The sequence below is a fragment of the Gelidibacter algens genome, assembly GCF_001678675.1.
Lineage (GTDB): Bacteria > Bacteroidota > Bacteroidia > Flavobacteriales > Flavobacteriaceae > Gelidibacter > Gelidibacter algens.
Genome location: NZ_LZRN01000016.1, coordinates 18,947 through 35,139, shown reverse-complemented (window position 1 = coordinate 35,139; position 16,193 = coordinate 18,947). Strand labels below are relative to the sequence as shown.

Annotated in this window: 11 protein-coding genes; all 11 read right to left on the bottom strand. The window is 39.6% G+C overall.

Annotated elements, in window-relative coordinates:
• Positions 1 to 14 precede the first annotated feature (14 nt).
• A complete protein-coding gene (locus A9996_RS09455) occupies positions 15 to 1,268 on the bottom strand; it encodes a PIG-L deacetylase family protein (RefSeq protein ID WP_066433701.1) in 1,254 nt (417 codons plus the stop codon).
• A gap of 11 nt (positions 1,269 to 1,279) precedes the next feature.
• The gene (locus tag A9996_RS09450; protein ID WP_066433699.1) at positions 1,280 to 2,470 is read right to left on the bottom strand and encodes a glycosyltransferase; all 1,191 of its coding nucleotides are present in this window, start codon (positions 2,468 to 2,470) and stop codon (positions 1,280 to 1,282) included.
• The gene (locus A9996_RS09445) at positions 2,470 to 4,224 is read right to left on the bottom strand and encodes an arsenate reductase/protein-tyrosine-phosphatase family protein (protein ID WP_066433695.1); all 1,755 of its coding nucleotides are present in this window, start codon (positions 4,222 to 4,224) and stop codon (positions 2,470 to 2,472) included. Before A9996_RS09445 ends, A9996_RS09450 begins: the two co-directional genes overlap by 1 nt.
• A 13-nt stretch (positions 4,225 to 4,237) precedes the next feature.
• Positions 4,238 to 5,728: a lipopolysaccharide biosynthesis protein gene (locus tag A9996_RS09440; protein ID WP_066433687.1), complete on the bottom strand. Its 1,491-nt coding sequence runs from the start codon at positions 5,726 to 5,728 to the stop codon at positions 4,238 to 4,240.
• Positions 5,728 to 7,752 carry an acyltransferase family protein gene (locus A9996_RS09435; protein ID WP_066433684.1) on the bottom strand — a complete coding sequence of 675 codons (2,025 nt, stop codon included), beginning with the start codon at positions 7,750 to 7,752 and terminating at the stop codon, positions 5,728 to 5,730. Before A9996_RS09435 ends, A9996_RS09440 begins: the two co-directional genes overlap by 1 nt.
• Before the next feature lie 333 nt (positions 7,753 to 8,085).
• Positions 8,086 to 8,871 carry a 3'(2'),5'-bisphosphate nucleotidase CysQ gene (cysQ, locus tag A9996_RS09430; RefSeq protein ID WP_245905315.1) on the bottom strand — a complete coding sequence of 262 codons (786 nt, stop codon included), beginning with the start codon at positions 8,869 to 8,871 and terminating at the stop codon, positions 8,086 to 8,088.
• A gap of 745 nt (positions 8,872 to 9,616) precedes the next feature.
• Positions 9,617 to 10,195 carry an acyltransferase gene (locus A9996_RS09425; RefSeq protein WP_066433681.1) on the bottom strand — a complete coding sequence of 193 codons (579 nt, stop codon included), beginning with the start codon at positions 10,193 to 10,195 and terminating at the stop codon, positions 9,617 to 9,619.
• A 251-nt stretch (positions 10,196 to 10,446) separates the two neighbouring features.
• Positions 10,447 to 11,403, bottom strand: coding sequence for a Gfo/Idh/MocA family oxidoreductase (locus A9996_RS09420; protein WP_066433678.1), 957 nt, complete (start codon positions 11,401 to 11,403; stop codon positions 10,447 to 10,449).
• Positions 11,404 to 11,915: 512 nt separating this feature from the next.
• A complete protein-coding gene (locus A9996_RS09415) occupies positions 11,916 to 12,965 on the bottom strand; it encodes an NAD-dependent epimerase/dehydratase family protein (RefSeq protein ID WP_066433674.1) in 1,050 nt (349 codons plus the stop codon).
• Positions 12,949 to 14,340, bottom strand: a complete 1,392-nt coding sequence (locus A9996_RS09410; protein ID WP_066433666.1) for a UDP-glucose 6-dehydrogenase — start codon at positions 14,338 to 14,340, stop codon at positions 12,949 to 12,951. The genes A9996_RS09415 and A9996_RS09410 overlap by 17 nt, the downstream gene beginning before the upstream one ends.
• 903 nt (positions 14,341 to 15,243) lie before the next feature.
• Positions 15,244 to 16,191 carry a GDP-L-fucose synthase family protein gene (locus A9996_RS09405; protein WP_066433662.1) on the bottom strand — a complete coding sequence of 316 codons (948 nt, stop codon included), beginning with the start codon at positions 16,189 to 16,191 and terminating at the stop codon, positions 15,244 to 15,246.
• Positions 16,192 to 16,193: the final 2 nt, after the last annotated feature.

Below are 16,193 nucleotides of genomic sequence, written 5' to 3'. Positions count from 1 at the left end.
ATTTAAACATTACTTTAAATAGAAAACACTTCAACATGTTTTTCGGAAGTTCCATTAACCAATAAACTTTGGTAAGCCCATAGCGTTTGGAGGCGGGCGTTGTAATCTTCCGCTTTCATAGCTGTTTTATAGAGATACATCGCTTCCAATACCTCTTGGCTGTAATTTGTAACATCAATGGCATGAGTTATTGTATTCAGTGTTCCCCAAACGGGATATTTCAATACTATAATCTCAGATAGGTACTGTTTCCTGACTTCTGAAAAAAGCTGAAATGCGACTTGGTGTTCTGGATGATGATCTAGATCTGAAGGCACAAAAATTAACTCAGGTTTTAAGTTGTGTAATAAACTGTGCAATTTATCTCTATTTTCGTTACTATTAATTAATTCAGCATCTGTATTTGTACTCCAATAACACTGTATAAAACCAAATCCATTAGCCACGGCTTTAGCTTCTTCCCATCTTACTGTTCTTTTAATAGCTTCATTCTCATTTTTAAGACCACTGCAGGTAACCCCTTCAGTCATTTGTAAAACATGAATATTTGCACCTGCTTCTGCCAATGCTAAAAGTGTGCCTCCACAGCCCACTAATTCATCATCTGGATGCGGTGAGAGCACAAGTATTGTACTGTTTTTAGGAGCCAATAATTCAGAAACAGAAGTAAGCTCGATATCATTATAGGAAAAAGAAGTATTTGTAATGGCTCTATCTAAGTATTGCGTTTGAACTTGTTTTAATAAGAAGTCCTTATTATATAATTGCTGCTGCTTCTTTTCCTCGGCGATTTCTTTTTTTTGAAACACGATACCATGGTTTTTCAGAAATTGTAACTCAGTAGGAAATGCCACCAAATAAAGCCCGTAGGTTTCAGCCATTGCAAGAAATTTTGATGATAAGAGCTTTTTTTGTCTTGACGGGTTTTGAAATAAGGTAGCTAAATGCCATAAAAACCAACGTAATAATGCAGGAACAAAAAACTTTAATCCTGAACTTAGATTAGGAATTTTATAACCCTTTAAAAAAAAGTAGCCATGGTCATGGAGTTGGTGTGAAAAACACTGAAAATACCATCTCTGCCAACTAAGAAAATCCTTATCCAACTGAGCAAAAACTACGTGGTAGTTATATGGCTTTTCTGGAAAGTTGTCTAAAGTGGCGTTCTGCAATTCCACAGCATCAGATACCATGAGGTTAGTCGTTAAGAACTCACGAAGTGAAGGTGCCAAATTTAACCAAAGTGACTTAGTTCTCTCCTTATTCATAGTTGAAATGCCTAATTTCTAGTAACAATAGCTTCTTCATATAGCTTCATGTAAGCGTCAATCCGTTTGTCCATTCCAAATTCTCTTAACACCAATTTTCTATTTACTTCCAAGACTTGAGTGTAATTTTTGCGAGTAGTAATTGCTTCCTTTAAGCAACTTATCCAACTTGCTTTATCACCAAGCTCAGGTAAAAACCCATTTTCTTTGTGAGTAATGACATCTGGCGCAACACCAACTGGACTGGCAACAACTAAAAGTCTAAACAACATCGCTTCTAAAATCACATTCCCAAAGCCTTCAGACATTGAAGTATGTATAAATATATCAGACAATTCAAAAATATCGCTTAGCTCTTCTCTCTCTAACTGTCCCATAAATATAACCCGCTGGGCAATACCAAGTGTCTCACATTGTTTTTCAAGCGTTTTTCGTAATGGTCCATCGCCACAGATTATCAAAGAACTATTTTCTATCTCTTTTAAAGAACAACCTGCAAAGACCTCGATCATTAATTCGTGGTTTTTTACATCCACTAAATTACCAACACTCAATATGACGGTATCTCGAACCTTTATTCCAAGTGAATTCCTGGTATGAACCCCTGCTGTCGCAAAGGATACTACTGAAAGACCTTCCTTTAAACACCGTATATCAGCATGAGAACCTAGAATCTGTTTCGCTCTACTTACGGTATAGCCACTACCACCATTAACGATTCCTTTATTAGAATAGCTGTTTATTAAGTTATGACGAAAAAAGTAATTCCATAAGGCACCATAGTTTCCAGTGGTGAGTATGTCATAGCCTCGTAAGGTCAATATTTGCGGCATATCAATTAGGCTTCCACCCAAACCTCCAGGATACCCAAAATGCGAATGAATCACATCACTAGGGTGTTCCTTTTCTAAATCTAACAAAACCTTATAAATTCCTGCTATTGGTTTTGTATGATAAGAATGCCGTGGAAGTCTCCATGTATACGTATTCCATAAAGGGTCAAAAATCCTTTGAAATAAACTATCTACTAGAATTGATCGCTCAGGACAATAATGAAACGCGACACTTGGAAGTCGTTTATTCACATTATTTGGAATGGGTTTACCTGAAAGCACACGAATGTTTACATCTCTAATTGCTAACTCTTCTAATTCATCCAATAGAAACCCATAAGTATCAGGAATAATCCAAGTTATTATCATTATTGCAAGATTGAATTTTTCAAATGGTCCAATTCTATATCCAAACGACGATAAATCTGCCCACCTGTACCAATCTTTTGCCCGTACGGATCCAAGATTTCAGGATTTGCAGAGGTATGAATGGCACCCAATAATATTGTTTTTTTCATCGCCTCTGGAAATTCACGTTGTATATCTTGCAAATTACGCTGATCCATGGCAATTATTAAATCGGCATTTTCTACTAACTCCTCTGTGATGCGACGCGATCTATGATTGGTTAACTCAACGCCTAAATTGCGTGCCACCGATTGAAACCGAGCAGGTGTTGTACGTGCAACATTATCATGAAAGCCTACTGATATAGATTTGGGAAGCTGTGGATTTTCTAATCTCAACTGCTCCCATTTTAACTCAGTGTAAGGGCTTCTGCATATATTCCCATAACAGACAAAAAGAATATTTTGAACGCTATGTAAATCCTTACCTAAGATTTGTGTACGTAAAGCCGTTTCTTCTACGATAGATGAAGTTTTTTCCTTTTCCAGACTTCTAATGATGGCTCTTTTTAAATAGGATAATTGATGTTTTACGAGACGTAAGTAGCGCTTAGAAGTATGTATTGGCTCGTTCAACCGCATCCAATCGTTACCAATATTTGGGTTAATGAAATTAATAATGACCTGACAGAGTCCTTTAAGTTTTGGTGCAGTCTCATTTCTGCTTTTAGACTGTTCTGTCCATAATGACTGCAGAAACATCATATCAAACCCTGGCTCGTGCCAGCGGACTTTATTCTTCAAAGAAGGTTGTTTAACCGACGTTTTTTGTTGACAATGATACTCAACCATTGCTTTGGGAAAATCAGCTCCAGCCTTTAGTGCGAGACCTAATGAACCCCAAAGACGTCCGTTGATTTCGAGAAACAAAGGCGACTTCCCGTTTTCTTTACGAAATTCCACCATCGCTAAACCTTCGTAGTTTATGGCTTCTAACATACGTTCTCCTGCTTCTAAAACCTCTTGATCATCTGAACTCTCACAATATGCTGATACACCCCCAGTCCAAGGAACTTCATGTAATCTACGATGCGCAAAGCGAAGGAGAATTTTCCCATTTTGACGTAGAAAAAAAGCGCCAACACCATGACCGGGAACCATGTCTTGAAGAATGATACTACAGTTTGATGGTGCCAATTCAGCGGCGGAATCCTCTAACTCTATAGTGTTCGCCACAACACGCAAACTGCCTTTTTCATAGTTTCCTTCAGGATTTAATACATTATCCCATTTTAAGATCCGTGGATATTTTAGGCTCTTAGAAGGTAAATTAATGACATCAGATCCCGATTCTTTTATAAAAAAAGTTTCCGGAGTTTTGATATTTGCTTTTATCGCCGCTTTTGTAGCGTTGAATTTACTTAAAGTATAGTGTAAAGAGGATGAAGATGGCATTATAAACCTATTAGCCATCTCTGGATGTGCTTTTCTTAAGGTATCACAAGCAAACATAATAGCTTCATTGATGGGTAAAATTAGTAAGCCATTGTCACTATTTATTTTCGAATATACCCAATTTTTAAAGTCATAAAATTCAGTATCAGGGCAAGGATGGACTTCAACATTTTCTTTACGGTCCATTAAAAGTAGTCCCTTAGCTGTGGTAGATAAAATAACAGGTATTCTAGCTTTATCTAAGGATTTCCATGCCCCTTGAGCAGAACGCTCCTGAATATTAGTAAGTAATACAGATAATTGATTATTATTAAAAGTCATATATGCTTGTTAATTACTTTTTTTTAGAAACGGCATGCTTAAGGCGATTAAAAAGTTTTAATAATTGCGCCTTGCCGCCAGGCAGAATAATAATACATCCTATATAAAATAATACAAATTCTAAACCTACGAGTATAAGATCTATAAAGCTACTTTCTGATATCATTGACACATCAAGCACTTGAAGTAAAATCGTGGCGACTATAGCCGCCAAAGCTGCACGCCAAACTCCTTTTATAAAATCAACCAATGTTATACCAGACCCCTTTGCGGCATATAAAAAAATGGGCACAAATAGAACATAACCTGAAATGGCATATGCAATTGCCAAAGTAACCACCCCGTATTGAACACTAATAAGAAATGTAATTGAAACGACCACTGCAGAAATTAGTCCACAGTGCAAATGACGCTTTGCATGGCCTAATGCCAATAAAACAATACCAAACAAGCCAGCAACTGGCTGTAAAAATGCGGCAACGGCCAACCATTTCATTATGGGCACTACAGGTGCCCAATTATCTCCCAAAACAACTCTGACAATTGGATCAGCTGCCGCATAAGTTAAGGCTGCAATAGGCATCGTTACCAATGATAATACACCCAATAGCTGCGTGTAATAGGAACGAAACCGGTCTTTTTCAGCCTGTAAACTGCTTAAACCAGGGAGCGCAACAGACGCTAAAGGTGTTCTAATATTTGAGATAGGAAACATAATTAACTGGTATGCTCTACTATAAAAGCCTAATATTTCAGAACCTAGAACTTTACCAATTAAAATATTATCAAGATTTCTCGAAAAATAATTCACAAATTCAAAACCGGTTAAATTCAGTCCATATTTTATCATTTCTCGGCTACCTGTATTCCTGCTTGGCAATCCAGGTATCCATCCAGAGAATAACCATACCATGAGGGTATAGGTAAAAGAAGCTGCAACCGCACCTAATACTAAAGCCCAATGTTCTAATCCATTAAGAGCTCCAACTAATGCCACTATAAAACTGGCCAATGCACTGGAAATTCTTGCAATACTTAACTTTTTAAATAGCATGTTGCGAGTCAATAGAGCAGAATGTTGCGCTCCCAAACTAGAAATCAAAATATTAACACCTAATACAACGGTCATCCATTTTAGTTCTGGTCTTTCATAAAACCAAACAACCAAAGGAGAGGACAACGCTAATGTAATTGTAAGTCCAAGCCCAATAGCAACATTCACCCAAAATAAAACACTTACTTGTGGCGCATTCAGATTTTTTCGCTGTATTGTTGCTGTACTTAGCCCCAAGTCGCGGAATAACCCAGCAAATGCAATAACAGCCATGACCATACCTAATAACCCATAGGCATCAGGGGTAAGCATCCGTGCAAGTATAACCGTTGAAGCTAACTGTAAAACAACAGAGACACCTTGCGCCCCCATGTTAACCATTCCTGAACGCATAGATTTACGCCCCAGATCTTCGGTATCTAAAGAGGCTATTTTAGAACCTTTAGCCATTATAATTCTCCTTCATTGTTAACTATATTTACTTTGGCTTTCGCTTGTGAAAAAATAGGATCAAAAACTCCTTTTACTTTTTTTGCACCATTAATTGAAAGATGATGCTGATCATAGTACAAAGCCACACCTTTATATTCCATCCGGTATTTTTTTTCAGTTTGATCAAGCAATAACTCTGAAGTGTCCAATATTTTAGCTCCTGCTAATTCTAATTCCATTTTCAAAGCGTCAAAAGTCTCATTCTGATCAATTAACTGACCTATTGTACATGCATATTCAGATATGTCTGCATCAAACACCTCCCCTTTTATCAGAGCTTTAGGCACAGAAACAAGATGATTAGGCACTTCTCTAAGAATCCATACTTGAGCACCTGCTTCACTTAGAGATTTTACTGTCTTCAATAAATTATTATTAAAATTAATGAGAGACAAATTATTTTCCTCCATTTGTTCAGATGCCGTCTTGTAATAGCCACTCCATCTTGCAGCAAGTAAAACATTAGGAATCTGTTTTTTTTCTACTTGTTCTACAATTGCAGCTGCCCATGTAGGACTATTATCTCCTAAGGAAAATTCAGCAGCAAACTGCGGAGGTACATAATTCAGTATAGGTGCAGTACTACTATGCCAAGCAGAACCGACGACATAAAAATCTCCAGCTGCTTCTATAACGGCAGGTAAAATAGATTTTGCATGGGAGTCTCCCCATACAAGAACATTAACCGTATTTAAGTTTGAGTTCCCAAAAATCGGAAATTCACCCAATCTCGCACCTTCAAGATCAAGTGGTGTGTTCATAACATTTTCAAGTAGCGAATCTTCTTTCGATTTTTCATAGACGAGAACTCTATCACTGTAACGTCCTGCAAAACCGTTCATCGCTATTAATGATGACCCACCGATTATAAGTATTGAGGATGCAATTATGGCATACCCAAATAATGGTTTTCTGCTTCTTGCAATATTTTTCTTGCGAAAAGGAGTTTCAACAAAATGCCAAGAAGCTATTCCTAGAATTATACTCAATGCCACAATACCCCACTTATAGAACGTTGTAAACTCTTCCAGTGCCCAATATTTTGAAAAAGCAACGAGCGGCCAATGCCAGAGATACAGGGAATATGAGATGAGGCCGATAAAAATTATAGGGCGCCACGTAAATAATTTTGCCGTCATAGGAATATTGCCATTAGGCAGCGGAGAGGATGCCAGTATGAAGAATGCTACTCCTAAACAAGGAGGTAACGCTGCTAGACCCGGAAACAAGGTGTCTTTTGTGTATAAAAAACAGGGCAGAATCATGCCCAATAATCCTATAAAGGCTAATGCTTCTCTTACGGAACGCTTTTTTATCAATCCAATAGTCGGAACTAAAGCTACTAGAGAACCTATCAGCATCTCCCAAGCTCGTGTAGGAAGTAAGTAAAAGGTAAATGCAGACATCCTAGGTAATGACCAAATACTCAAAGCTAGGCTAGCGCAAAACAACATTCCTAAAAAAAGAATCAATTTGATTCTCGATCCTATTTTTAGAACTTTCATTAGCCCCCATATAAAAAAGGGCATAATCATATAGAACTGCTCTTCAACGGCAAGGGACCACATGTGAAGTAGCGGCTGTAACCCAGCAGCTTCAGCAAAATAATTGGTATTCCTCCAAAAGTAGATATTAGAACTAAAGAACGATTGACTAATTATTGATTTTCCTAAACCAATAAAATCTGAAGGTAGTAAAAGAAACCAGCCCGTTATTACAGTGCTCAACATCAATACTGCGGAAGCAGGGAAAATGCGTCGTACTCTTCGTTCATAAAACTGGATAAACGAAAATTTATCTTGCTCAATCTCTTTGATGATTAAAGAGGTAATAAGAAATCCTGAAATCACAAAGAATATGTCAACCCCAATATAGCCGCCAGGAAACCCCAAACCTACATGATAAAAAAGCACCGCTAATACCGCAAGGGCCCTGAGTCCATCGATTTCAGGTCTGTATTTGAAATTGTTGATGAGATTCATTTGATAGGTATTACAAAAGGAGATGGGATGATTGTATGGTTTAATTTTGGGTTTAGGTATATTTTCGTTTGATGTATGTTCATTTTAACAAAACGAATATTATTTTTGTTGTTGGCCTAACCATAGTAATTGATTTAGTCCTGACTTTTGGTTCCATCCTTTAATTTATAGCAAAGCATCTTTAGGAATGGCTTCGCCACCATCACTCACATTAAATTAATTAATATGATGACATACAATTACTTATCCTAAAAGACAAAACGCTATTAAAAGCGTTTTTAAAAGCCTGCAAAACTACAATAATATTGAGAATCCCCTATTTTATCCATTTAATTATTTTCCCACCACAAACCAGTTATTCAGAAGCGCCTCCCTATTGTATAACATGGTTTTTTGAGTTTCCCAATCCATAACTTCAAAACCCGCATGTTCACAAATAGCTTGTCCTGCAGCGGTATCCCACTCCATCGTTGGTCCAAAACGTGGGTAGCAATCGGCCAGCCCTTCTGCAACCATACAAAACTTTAACGAACTGCCTTTGGATATCAAATTCACTGTACCGTGCTTTATGCGCATGGCGTTGATATAGTCATCAGTTTCAACAGACCTGTGTGAGCGGCTCGCCAGGATAGTAAAAGTTTTATCTTCTCTTTGGATTGGTAACTTCACACATTTTTCCATCAAAGCATCTACTTCAAAATTGTTGAGATCTACGGTGACTTTGAAAGCACCAGTTTCTTTTGTTGAAAAATACAGCTCTCCTGAGACCGGAACGAAAATAACGCCCAAAACTGGTTTCTGATTTTCTATCAGCGCGATATTGACGGTAAATTCGCCATTGCGTTTAATGAACTCTTTGGTACCGTCCAATGGATCTACAATCCACAACTGCTTCCAGTCTTTCCGAACGTTGTAGGGTATGGAATTCCCTTCTTCTGAAAGAATAGGAATGCCAGTCTCATTAAGATAAGCGATGATCATATTATGAGCCGCGATGTCTGCTTTAGTTAAAGGTGACTTATCATCTTTAAGTGCCACTCCAAAGTCATCGGAATGATAGATGTCAAGAATTACTTTTCCTGCTTCTAAGGCTGCGGTTATGGCGGTTTTTAGGTTCACTATTGGGTTGTTAGTTTCTTGTTTCTTGTTTCTTGTTTCGGGTTTCGGGTTTAGAACACGCTTCAATTTCAACTTCAACTTCAAATTCAACTTCAAATTCAACTTCAACCTGCTGTCACACTGAGCGCAGTCGAAGTGCCCACTTAAGAACCTACTGCTTTACTTAAAAATTTCCCGCAGATAGCGCAGATTTCCGCAGACTTTAAGTTAAAATAGCGATACTAATACTTTAGGGGGTTGTCATTTGGTCTTTCAGCTTTGAATTCCCGCCCCTATTTGCCGACAGGCAGGTTCGCAAATGCTACGGTCGGACAGGCAATTTAATCTTAACAACAGACAGATTGCCGCGCTCGTTCCTCACTCGCAATGACGCTTAGGTGGAGGTTCGTGCTTCCAGCTTCTAGCTTCTAGCTTCGTGTTTCTTGTTTCTTGTTTCTTGTTTCTTGTTTCTTGTTTCTTATTTAGAAAAAATTCAATTTCAATTTCAAGTTCAAGTTCAAATTCCCGCCTTCTCAAAAGCTACGGACGGGCAGGCAATTTACTCCTAACAACTGACAGATTGCCGCGCTCGTACCTCACTCGCAATGACGCTTAGGGGGTGGTTCGTGCTTCCAGCTTCTGGCTTCTGGCTTCTGGCTTTGTGTTTCTTGTTTCATATTTAGAACAAAATTCAATTTCCCGCCTCTGTCTGCCGACAGTCAGGTTCGCAAAAGCTACGGACGGGCAGGCAATTTCAATTTCAATTTCATCCTCTCAATGCAACAACCTCATCCTCTTTCAACTGATACGTCTCCCCAGTCTCTGGACATGTGGCCACCTGCTGTTCATTAAACGTCAACATATGCCCAACTCTACTCACCCAGCCTATTCGACGCCCAGGATTCCCCACAACCAAGGCAAAATTGGGAACATCTTTGGTAACTACAGTTCCTGAGCCGATAAAGGCATATTCACCAAGAGTATTTCCACAAATAATAGTCGCATTGGCGCCAATAGAAACGCCTTTTTTTAACAGCGTTTTTCGAAACTCCTGCTTCCTGACAATAAAACTCCGCGGATTGATCACATTGGTAAAAACTACGGACGGACCAATAAACACATCATCTTCCACTTCCACCCCTTCGTAAATAGAGATGTTGTTCTGAACTTTGACATTATTACCAATGACAACATTAGGCCCCACCACACAATTTTGCCCGAAGGAACAATTGTCGCCTATGGTGGTATGTGCCATAATATGACTGAAATGCCAGATTTTGGTGTCTTTTCCGATAGTGACATCGGCATCTATATAACTGGAGTCGTGGACAAAAAAATCACTCATAGGAATGGGTTGGGTTTGGTGTTTGGTGTTTCTTGTTTCTTGTTTCTTGTTTCTAAACTAAGATCTGCGAGCATCTGCGTCATCTGCGGGAAATGATTTCATTTTCCTCCTAACAACAGACAGATTACCGCGCTCGTGCTTCACTCGCAATGACGCTCACGATTATGATTTATCAATTGGAATTTGGTGCTTGGTACTTGGTACTTGGCACTTGGTATTTGGTACTTGCAATTTGGAATTTGAGATTTAACTCATTTCATCTTTTTACAAAACGGATGGTAATCGCCTTTTAATCCAACAGGATCCAAGTTTCTGATGGCAGAAACGGTAGTGATGGAGCCATAAGCATCATCAAGTCCGAACCCGTCGCCTTTTAATATGGCTTCATAACTTTTGGTATGCAGGTCTGTAAAGCCACCGCTAAATTCTATGTCTTCACCGTTTACTGTGATTGAACGATACGTAGAAAGTCCCTTATTCTTAACCGCGTCCGGAATATGGTCGTGGTTTACGGATAAAAACCACCGCACATTGGCGTGCTTTAATTTTAAATAACCGGCATTTGTGTCTGCCGTTTTTATGTGAACGATATTTTCTGTAACAGCTCCAAAAATCCAACTGAGCATATCAAAAAAATGAACGCCGATGTTGGAGGCAATCCCTCCTGATTTTGATTCGTCCCCTTTCCAGGATACAAAATACCATTTGCCTCTTGAGGTCAAATAGGTCAGGTCAATGTCATAGACTTTGTCTGGGTTGTTTTTTAACTCCGCTCCAATCTTCTCTTTTAAAGCGATCAATGTTGGATGCAGGCGTAACTGAAGCACGTTGTGGATCTTTTTTCCGGTCTCCTTTTCAATGACTTTCAGCTGATCTATATTCCACGGATTGAGCACCAAAGGTTTTTCAGAAATGGCATCGGCACCACTGCGCAAGGCAAACCGAATATGCGAATCATGCAAATAGTTTGGTGAGCAGATAGACACATAATCGATTTTATTCCCACTGTCTCTGCGCCATTTGTCCACAAAGCGGTCAAAGCGTTCAAACTCCGTAAAAAAACTGGCCTGTGGAAAATAACTGTCCATCACCCCAATGCCGTCATAAGGATCCAAAGCAGCCACCAAGGTGTTGCCGGTATCTTTAATGGCTTTCATGTGCCGTGGCGCGATATAGCCAGATGCACCGATTAGTGCGAAATTTTTCATGGGGTTAAAGGGGGTTTCAGGTTTCAGGTTTCAGGTTTCTTGTTTAGAACACACTTCAAGTTCAAGTTCAATTTCAATTTCAACTTGTTCACTTTGCGGACTCGGAGATTCACTCCAAAAACGACTACTTCACTCAAAAAATTTCCCGCAGATAACGCAGATTTCCGCAGACTTCAAATTAACATTTTTAAGGAGTTGTCATTTGGTGTTTCAACTTCCAATTCAAGCTTAATCCAATTTCTACTAACAACAGTCAGATTGCCGCGCTCGTACCTCACTCGCAATGACGCTCACGATGATGATTTGGCAGTTGGAACTTGGAATTTTAAAATTTTACCATTTGGCTTTCCGCTTCCCACTTCTAGCTTCTAGCTTCTAGCTTCTAGCTTCTAGTTTCTTGTTTCTTGTTTCTTGTTTAGAACACACTTCAAGTTCCCGCCTTCGCAAAAGCTGCAGTCGGGCAGGCAATTTACTATTGACAAGTTGCCGCGCTCATACCTCACTCATTTAAATTACCGCCCGATATCATAAAACCCCTTATACCACGCCACAAAAGCAGCAATCCCTTGGGTCACTTCCGTTTTAGGCTGGTACTTAAAATCTTTTTTCAACAGGTTGACGTTGGCATAAGTCTGTTTGACATCTCCCGGTTGCATCGGCAGCATTTCTTTAATGGCGGTTTTGTCCAGTGCGGTTTCAATAGCCTCAATATATTCTAAAAGTTGGACAGGCTGACTGTTGCCAATATTGTAGAGTTTGTAAAGCGAGGTATTATCCGAAGTTTCTAAAAGCGTTGCAAGAATCCCAGAAACAATATCATCAATATAGGTGAAGTCTCGAGAGAGATCGCCATTATTAAATACCTTAACAGGTTGGCCGTTGATAATGGCTTCCGTAAATAAAAACATGGCCATATCTGGTCGTCCCCAAGGGCCGTAGACCGTGAAAAATCGGAGGCCGATCGTTTCAAAACCATACAAATGACTGTAGGCATGTGCCATCAGTTCATTGGCCTTTTTGGTGGCGGCGTAAAGACTGATGGGATGGTCTACATTGGCCGTTTCCTCAAAAGGCACCGCATCACTGTTCCCGTAAATACTGGAGCTGCTGGCATAGACCAACTTCGGAACTTTTGTATGGCGACAACATTCCAAGACATTTAAAAAACCCGTCAAATTGCTATCGGCATAGGCTTCAGGATTTTCCAAGGAATACCGCACGCCCGCTTGGGCCGCCAAATTGCAGACCACATCAAAGTTGTACTTCTTAAATAACTCTGGGAGCGCCTTTCGGTCTTCCAAATTCATTTTGAGGAATATCATTTTGCTATCATGAGTGGTACTTGACGTAACATTCAGATCTTGAATGGCTTCTTCCTTGTCTATCCCCAACTCGGCCAATCGTGCCAGTTTTAAATTGACATCATAATAATCGTTAAGATTATCGATCCCAACAACCTTATGGCCCAATGCCAATAAGGCTTTGGATACGTGGAAGCCGATAAAGCCAGCGGCGCCGGTTACCAAGATGGTTTTTGAAAGGCTGTTATTTTCCGATGACATAGACTTGGAATCCTATAGTTTTTAATTGTGACTGATCTAAAATACCACGGCCATCAAACACAAAGGCCGGTTTTTGCATCTGGTCATAAATGCGCTGCCAGTCGTAGGTTTTAAACTCATCCCACTCGGTCAATATCGCGATGGCATGTGCGTCTTTACAGGCTTCATAAGGCTCAGGAACTGTGGTCAGATACTGTGCGTTATCTTCTTCAGAACGTGTGTTGAGATAATTAAGGTCGCTTTGCATTTTTTGTTTGGTCACTTTCGGGTCAAATACGACAATAGAAGCTTGCTCTTCCAGAAGTTGGTCTGCCACATAAATAGCGGCCGACTCCCGCGTGTCATTCGTATCTTTTTTAAAGGCCCAGCCTAAAAATGCGATTTTCTTTCCTGAAATGGTATTGTATAAGGTTTGAATGATTTTGGAAGCAAAGCGGTGTTTTTGATGGTCGTTCATGATGATCACTTGTTCCCAATAATCGGCCACCGCATCCAAGCCATAAGATTTTGCGATATATACCAAGTTCAAAATATCCTTTTGAAAACAAGAGCCTCCAAAACCGACAGACGCTTTTAAAAATTTAGGTCCGATTCTGCTGTCTTTTCCAATCGCGTTGGCCACCTCGTTGACATCAGCGCCGGTCACTTCACATAATTCGGATAGGGCATTGATAGAAGAGACGCGTTGTGCCAAAAATGCGTTGGCGGTTAATTTTGATAATTCTGACGACCAAAGGTTGGTAGTCAAGATATTTTCTTGAGGCACCCAAGTGGCGTAAATGTTGACCAAAGCTTGGATGGCCTTAAAGCCGTCTTCGGTTTGTTCGCCACCAATCAAAACCCGGTCTGGCGCCATCAAATCGGCAACAGCGGTACCTTCCGCTAAAAATTCTGGGTTTGACAGAATTTGAAATTTGACCCCATTGCCGGTATTGTGTAAAATACTTTTAATGGCCTGGGCTGTTCTAACGGGTAAAGTGGATTTTTCCACAATGATTTTATCTGATTTGGCAACCCTTGCAATTTGTCGTGCACAAAGCTCGATGTATTTTAAATCGGCCGCCATGCCCTTCCCTTTTCCGTAGGTTTTGGTGGGCGTATTCACTGAAATAAAAACCATATCCGCCGCTTCAATCGCCGCATCAACGTCTGTACTAAAAAATAAGTTCCTGTTTCTGGCTTCCGCAACAACCTTGTCCAATCCTGGTTCATAAATAGGAAGTTGCTCCAAATCGTCATGGTTCCAAGCCGCAATTCGGGAGGCGTTGATATCCACCACCGTTACTTTAATATCCGGATTTTTTTGAGCGATGACGGCCATGGTAGGTCCGCCAACGTACCCAGCACCGATACAGCAAATATTTTTAACTTTCATTTTTTATTGATTATTAGCAGTGTTGTCTTCTTGTTTTTCTGTCAAGCCCTATAACCTCTAGGGGAATTGGCAGTCCCGACATTTGTTATTTCTATTATTTATTTTTATTCGATATTCGACATTAATTATTCGAAATTCAGTAGTCGTTATTCGTTATCCGTTATCTGTTATCCGTTATTCGATATTCGTTATTCGTTATTCGTTATTCGATATTCGTTATCCGTTATCCGTTATCTGTTATCTGTTATCCGTTATCTGTTATCCGTTATCCGATATTCGTTATCCGATATTCGTTATTCGTTATTCGTTATTCGTTATTCGTTATTCGTTATTCGATATTCGTTGTTCGTTGTTCGATATTCCTTATTTGTTATTCGTTATTCGTTATCTGTTATCCGTTATTCGTTATCTGTTATCCGTTATCTGTTATCCGTTATTCGATATTCGTTATTCGATATTCGTTATTCGATATTCGTTATTCATCATTCGTTATTCGTTATTCGATATTCGTTATTCGTTATCTGTTAATCGTTATCTGTTATCCGTTATTCGATATTCGTTATTCGATATTCGTTATTCGATATTCGTTATTCGATATTCGTTATTCGATATTCATCATTCGTTATTCGTTATTCGTTATCTGTTAATCGTTATCCGTTATCTGTTATCCGTTATTCGATATTCGTTATTCGATATTCGTTATTCGATATTCGTTATTCGATATTCGTTATTCGATATTCGTTATTCGATATTCATCATTCGTTATTCGTTATTCGTTATTCGAAATTCATCATTCGTTATTCGTTACTCGCTATTCATCAGTCATTCTTCCAACAACAAAGCAATCTAACATCTAACATCTAACGTCTAATAGCAAAGCGATCGAACATCTAAAATCTCCTTTCACAATTTGACCTCCTTCACAGCGCCTTCATTCTCAAGAAACCAAGCATACGTCATTTCAATTCCAGACTTTAAATCAATATTGGCCTGCCAGCCCTGTTGGTTCAATTTTGACACGTCCATTAACTTACGAGGCGTGCCATCAGGTTTGGAGCTATCCCAATCAATAGCGCCTTCATGCCCAACAATAGCCTGAATGGTATCTGCCAGGTCTTTAATGGTCACATCGGTTCCCGTACCCACATTGTATAAATGTTCTGGAAGCACGTTTTCAACCGCATACACGACCGCCCGCGCCAGATCATCTACGTGCAAAAACTCGCGCATAGGAGTACCGCTTCCCCAAAGGGTTACCGTCTCATTGTTCAATTTGGCATCATGGAACTTTCTGAGCATTGCCGGCAACACGTGCGACGATTTCAGATCAAAATTATCATGGGGCCCGTAGAGATTGGTCGGCATTAAGCTCACAAAATCCTTCTGATATTGTTTTCGGATGGCTTCACAAGCCTTAACGCCCGCTATTTTTGCAATAGCATACCACTCATTTGTGGGCTCTAAACTATCGGTCAGTAAATAATCTTCTTTTAATGGCTGCGGTGCCAGCTTCGGATAAATACAAGAACTCCCCAAAAAGATAAATTTCTCTACCTTGTGATGATGTGCCCCGTCAATCAAGTTATTCTGAATTTGAAGATTCTCCATCAAAAACGGATAGGGATGCTCACTGTTGGCTAAAATGCCTCCCACTTTCGCAGCAGCGTCAATCACCACTTCTGGTTGCTCACGTTCATAAAAGGCATTCACCTCAGCTTGATTGCGCAAATCGAGTTCCTTACTTGTTTTCCCGATAAGATTGTGATACCCCAAGGCACTTAAGGCCCGCCAAACCGCAGAACCTACCATTCCCCTATGGCCAGCAATATATATTTTACCGTCTTTAGTCATCC

Coding starts and splice junctions, on each gene's coding strand:
- A9996_RS09455 (WP_066433701.1), bottom strand. CDS start 1,268: ATGAATAAGGAGAGAACTAAGTCACTTTGGTTAAATTTGGCACCTTCA.
- A9996_RS09420 (WP_066433678.1), bottom strand. CDS start 11,403: ATGAAAAATTTCGCACTAATCGGTGCATCTGGCTATATCGCGCCACGG.
- A9996_RS09435 (WP_066433684.1), bottom strand. CDS start 7,752: ATGAATCTCATCAACAATTTCAAATACAGACCTGAAATCGATGGACTC.
- A9996_RS09410 (WP_066433666.1), bottom strand. CDS start 14,340: ATGAAAGTTAAAAATATTTGCTGTATCGGTGCTGGGTACGTTGGCGGA.
- A9996_RS09415 (WP_066433674.1), bottom strand. CDS start 12,965: ATGTCATCGGAAAATAACAGCCTTTCAAAAACCATCTTGGTAACCGGC.
- A9996_RS09405 (WP_066433662.1), bottom strand. CDS start 16,191: ATGACTAAAGACGGTAAAATATATATTGCTGGCCATAGGGGAATGGTA.
- A9996_RS09450 (WP_066433699.1), bottom strand. CDS start 2,470: ATGATAATAACTTGGATTATTCCTGATACTTATGGGTTTCTATTGGAT.
- A9996_RS09440 (WP_066433687.1), bottom strand. CDS start 5,728: ATGGCTAAAGGTTCTAAAATAGCCTCTTTAGATACCGAAGATCTGGGG.
- A9996_RS09425 (WP_066433681.1), bottom strand. CDS start 10,195: ATGAGTGATTTTTTTGTCCACGACTCCAGTTATATAGATGCCGATGTC.
- A9996_RS09445 (WP_066433695.1), bottom strand. CDS start 4,224: ATGACTTTTAATAATAATCAATTATCTGTATTACTTACTAATATTCAG.